This window comes from Escherichia sp. E1V33, assembly GCF_004211955.1.
GTDB lineage: Bacteria > Pseudomonadota > Gammaproteobacteria > Enterobacterales > Enterobacteriaceae > Escherichia.
On record NZ_RHJI01000054.1, the window covers coordinates 1 to 4,815 of the forward strand.

The 4,815-nt window shown below is 48.3% G+C and carries 4 protein-coding genes, 4 tRNA genes, 1 rRNA gene and 1 pseudogene; 2 read left to right on the plus strand and 8 right to left on the minus strand.

Translation table 11 applies throughout. The features are described from left to right. The 5 genes from D9742_RS22875 to D9742_RS22895 form a co-directional block, all read right to left on the minus strand. Positions 1-666: GTP-binding protein (locus tag D9742_RS22875; RefSeq protein WP_000031763.1), on the minus strand; the 666-nt coding region annotated here is incomplete at its 3' end. A 114-nt stretch (positions 667-780) separates the two neighbouring features. Next, a tRNA-Thr gene (locus tag D9742_RS22880) sits at positions 781-856 on the minus strand. A 6-nt stretch (positions 857-862) separates the two neighbouring features. After that, positions 863-937: transfer RNA gene (locus tag D9742_RS22885), tRNA-Gly, on the minus strand. A gap of 116 nt (positions 938-1,053) precedes the next feature. Beyond that, positions 1,054-1,138: transfer RNA gene (locus tag D9742_RS22890), tRNA-Tyr, on the minus strand. Positions 1,139-1,146: 8 nt separating this feature from the next. Beyond that, positions 1,147-1,222 (minus strand) — tRNA-Thr (locus D9742_RS22895). A gap of 19 nt (positions 1,223-1,241) precedes the next feature. Between D9742_RS22895 and D9742_RS23830 the strand changes: the two are divergent. Both D9742_RS23830 and coaA read left to right on the plus strand, forming a co-directional pair. Further along, positions 1,242-1,331: pseudogene (locus D9742_RS23830) on the plus strand (hypothetical protein); the annotation flags it as partial. A gap of 252 nt (positions 1,332-1,583) precedes the next feature. Then, positions 1,584-2,534, plus strand: a complete 951-nt coding sequence (coaA, locus tag D9742_RS22900) for a type I pantothenate kinase (RefSeq protein WP_000023076.1) — start codon at positions 1,584-1,586, stop codon at positions 2,532-2,534. Between the two features lie 28 nt (positions 2,535-2,562). Here the strand turns inward: coaA and birA are convergent, their stop codons facing one another. The 3 genes from birA to rrf form a co-directional block, all read right to left on the minus strand. Next, positions 2,563-3,528, minus strand: coding sequence for a bifunctional biotin--[acetyl-CoA-carboxylase] ligase/biotin operon repressor BirA (gene birA / locus D9742_RS22905; RefSeq protein WP_130238333.1), 966 nt, complete (start codon positions 3,526-3,528; stop codon positions 2,563-2,565). Continuing rightward, entirely contained in the window at positions 3,525-4,553 is a 1,029-nt protein-coding gene (gene murB, locus D9742_RS22910; RefSeq protein ID WP_130238334.1) for a UDP-N-acetylmuramate dehydrogenase, read from the minus strand. Before murB ends, birA begins: the two co-directional genes overlap by 4 nt. 134 nt (positions 4,554-4,687) lie before the next feature. Next, positions 4,688-4,803, minus strand: a 5S ribosomal RNA gene (gene rrf / locus D9742_RS22915). Positions 4,804-4,815: the final 12 nt, after the last annotated feature.

Below are 4,815 nucleotides of genomic sequence, written 5' to 3' on the forward strand. Positions count from 1 at the left end.
GGAGATGGAGAATACGTCTTCAATCGGCAGCAGGAACGGCTTGTCAATCGCACGCTCTGGTTCCGGAATGTAAGAATCCAGGAAGCCAGCCAGTTCCAGGATTTTCGCTTCCCACTCTGCGTCGCCTTCCAGCGCTTTCAGAGCAGAACCACGAACGATCGGAGTGTCGTCGCCCGGGAAGTCGTACTGAGACAGAAGTTCACGAACTTCCATTTCTACCAGTTCCAGCAGCTCTTCGTCATCAACCATGTCGCATTTGTTCAGGAACACGATGATGTACGGAACGCCTACCTGACGACCCAGCAGGATGTGCTCACGAGTCTGCGGCATCGGGCCGTCAGTCGCAGCAACTACCAGGATCGCGCCGTCCATCTGAGCAGCACCAGTGATCATGTTTTTAACATAGTCGGCGTGCCCCGGGCAGTCTACGTGTGCGTAGTGACGGGTCGGGGTGTCATATTCAACGTGAGAAGTGTTGATGGTGATACCACGAGCTTTTTCTTCCGGCGCGTTATCGATCTGATCGAATGCGCGAGCAGCACCGCCGTAGGTTTTAGCCAGTACGGTAGTGATTGCAGCGGTCAGCGTTGTTTTACCATGGTCAACGTGGCCGATAGTACCGACGTTAACGTGCGGTTTTGTACGTTCAAACTTTTCTTTAGACATCGATTGTCCCTCTAAGACACGGATAAATCGGTGATATCACCACATCAACCAGGCAACATGCCCGACTTGTTGAATGCAATAAGCAGAAGGAAAAAACAGGGAGGAGAAAAGAAGTGGTGCTGATAGGCAGATTCGAACTGCCGACCTCACCCTTACCAAGGGTGCGCTCTACCAACTGAGCTATATCAGCACATCTTGGAGCGGGCAGCGGGAATCGAACCCGCATCATCAGCTTGGAAGGCTGAGGTAATAGCCATTATACGATGCCCGCATCCTGGAACTCGGCTACCTGATTTTCATTCTGCACTGAATATCGAGAGAAGCTCTCTTTATTCGAGCCGGTAAGCGAACTTATCGTCTCGGGCTACGCCATCGCGTGGCCGAAATTGGTGGTGGGGGAAGGATTCGAACCTTCGAAGTCTGTGACGGCAGATTTACAGTCTGCTCCCTTTGGCCGCTCGGGAACCCCACCGGACTTGATGGTGCCGACTACCGGAATCGAACTGGTGACCTACTGATTACAAGTCAGTTGCTCTACCTACTGAGCTAAGTCGGCATCAAGTAGCGCGCATTCTATGGAGACATGCGAGTTCATGCAACTAAAAAATTGCATAATTTGTTTTGTTGGTCACATTTTGTCCGACACGATGAAGAAACAGCCGAATTAAGAGCAGATTAGCATACTTTTTCAGCATCACTCTGCTTAACAATGTGCGCCAGCTAAATCGCAATTCTTTTTACCAGATGGAATATCTGTCACATTGCTTTTCAACGATAGCTTCCTGGAAGAGATTTTTTCTTATTATTCCTCCCCATCTGGTGTTACCCTCCTGCGCATTAACCCATTCAACAGAACTGTGACGCGCCATGGCAAATATCGCTTTGCCGATAGAGCTATGACCGCCAGAAACATGCTTATGAGTATAAAAGAGCAAACGTTAATGACGCCTTACCTACAGTTTGACCGCAACCAGTGGGCAGCTCTGCGTGATTCCGTACCTATGACGTTATCGGAAGACGAGATCGCCCGTCTCAAAGGTATAAATGAAGATCTCTCGTTAGAAGAAGTTGCCGAGATTTATTTGCCTTTGTCACGTTTGCTGAACTTCTATATAAGCTCGAATCTGCGCCGTCAGGCAGTTCTGGAACAGTTTCTTGGTACCAACGGGCAACGCATTCCTTACATTATCAGTATTGCTGGCAGTGTCGCGGTGGGGAAAAGTACAACCGCCCGTGTATTGCAGGCGCTATTAAGCCGTTGGCCGGAACATCGTCGTGTTGAACTGATCACTACAGATGGCTTCCTTCATCCCAACAAAGTGCTTAAAGAACGCGGCCTGATGAAGAAGAAAGGCTTCCCGGAATCGTACGATATGCACCGTCTGGTGAAGTTTGTTTCCGATTTGAAATCGGGCGTGCCAAACGTTACTGCTCCGGTTTACTCTCATCTTATTTATGATGTGATCCCGGATGGCGATAAAACCGTTGTTCAACCTGATATTTTAATCCTTGAAGGGTTAAATGTCCTACAGAGCGGGATGGATTATCCGCATGACCCACATCATGTATTTGTTTCTGATTTCGTCGATTTTTCGATATATGTTGATGCTCCAGAAGACTTACTTCAGACGTGGTATATCAACCGTTTTCTGAAATTCCGCGAAGGGGCTTTTACAGACCCGGATTCCTATTTTCATAACTACGCGAAATTAACTAAGGAAGAAGCAATTAAGACAGCCATGACACTCTGGAAAGAGATCAACTGGCTGAACTTAAAGCAAAATATTCTACCTACTCGCGAGCGAGCCAGTTTAATCCTGACGAAAAGTGCTAATCATGCGGTAGAAGAAGTCAGATTACGCAAATAATTTAAAGGGGAGCTAATGCTCCCCTTATTTATTTCTCTGCGCTACGCAGGGATATTTCACCGCCCATCCAGGGTTTTATTATTCCGTCCTGCTCAAGCAATAAAGCGCCCTGTTTGTCTATTCCACGTGAAATACCAAATATTTCTTTATCACCAATGATAAGTTTCACCGGGCGATTAATAAAATTATCCAGTTTTTCCCAACGTGACAGATAAGGCGTGAGCCCTTCTTGCTCAAAGAGTTCCAGCGCAGCACGTAATTCTCGTATCAGCATGGCCGCAAGAGTATTACGATCGAGATTGATCCCGGCTTCCTGCAGCGTAATCCACCCCTGATTAACGACACTCTCTTCAACACGACGCATTGCCATGTTGATCCCGGCGCCAATGACTATTTGCGCCGCATCGCCGGTTTTTCCAGTAAGCTCAACAAGAATACCCGCCAGCTTGCGATCCTGCAGATAGAGGTCATTAGGCCATTTAACACGAACCTTATCTGCCCCCAGCTTGCGTAATACTTCCGCCATCACGATACCGATAACCAGACTTAAACCAATCGCAGCCGCCGGGCCTTGTTCCAGACGCCAGAACATCGACAAATATAAGTTCGCGCCAAAAGGCGAAAACCATTTCCGACCACGACGACCACGGCCAGCCTGCTGGTATTCTGCAACGCAGGCATCGCCCGATTTAAGCTCTCCGATACGATCAAGAAGGTACTGATTCGTGGAGTCAATAACTGGCAGCACGGCTACACTACCGCCATCCAGCTGACCCAATATCTTTTCGGCATTAAGTAACTGGATTGGCTCGGGCAAGCTGTATCCTTTACCCGGAACGGTAAATACATCAACGCCCCAGTCACGCAGTGTCTGAATGTGTTTATTAATCGCCGCCCGGCTCATACCCAACGTTTCACCCAACTGCTCGCCAGAGTGAAATTCACCATTCGCTAACAGGGCGATCAATTTCAGTGGCACGGTGTTATCCTTCATGAAATTGTCTCCACTGCACTCACTTCACCTGATGCGCCAATAAAGCGGACTTCAGGCTCAAGCCAGACATTAAATTTTTCACCAACTTTCTGTCTTACATGATGCGCCAGCTGTACAACATCTTCGCTTTTTGCATTGTGCTCATTTATGAGAACCAGCGCCTGTTGACGGTGAACCGCAGCACCACCAATTTGCGTCCCTTTAAGCTGGCACTGATCGATAAGCCAACCTGCTGCCAGTTTTACTGAACCATCTGTCTGGGGGTAATGTGGTGCTGTTGGAAATTGTGCCAGCAACGCGTTAGCCGTTTCGGCAGAAACAACAGGATTTTTGAAGAAACTACCCGCATTACCGTTCACTTTTGGATCGGGAAGTTTTGTAGTCCTCATATGGCACACAGCATCAAATACTTGCTGTGGCGTTACCGTTGAAGGATCCAGGCGAGTTAAGTCACCATACGTCAGTACAGGTTGCCACTCTTTTGGCAGACGCAGACCTACAGCTACAATAGCGAAGCGATCCTGGTATTCATGCTTAAAAATACTGTCGCGATAGCCAAAGCGGCACTCTTTAGCTGTTAAACGCTCTTGCTTGCCTGTCGCCAGTTCAACACAGTCAACATAAGCGCAAACTCGCTGTAATTCTACGCCATAAGCCCCAATATTCTGGATAGGTGATGAACCGACACAACCAGGAATTAATGCCAGATTTTCCAGACCAGGCATACCTTCCTGCAAAGTGTATTTCACCAGGTGATGCCAGTTTTCTCCGGCCCCAACATGTAAATACCACGCATCAGGTTTATCATGAATTTCGATACCTTTGATCCGGTTGATGATCACCGTACCGCGGTAGTCTTCCAGAAAAAGTACATTACTTCCTTCCCCCAGAATAAGAACGGGTTGTCCTTCTGCGGCTGCATGTTGCCAGGCATTGAGTAGTTGTTGTTCGTCTTCGGCACATACAATGTGCTGAGCATTATGATCAATGCCAAATGTGTTCCAGGGTTTTAAGGAGTGGTTCATAGCTGCTTTCCTGATGCAAAAACGAGGCTAGTTTACCGTATCTGCGGGGGGATGGCTTGTAGATATGACGACAGGAAGAATTTGTAGAAACGCAAAAAGGCCATCCTTCCGGATGGCCTTCTGCTTAATTTGATGCCTGGCAGTTCCCTACTCTCGCATGGGGAGACCCCACACTACCATCGGCGCTACGGCGTTTCACTTCTGAGTTCGGCATGGGGTCAGGTGGGACCACCGCGCTAGTGCCGCCAGGCAAATTCTGTTT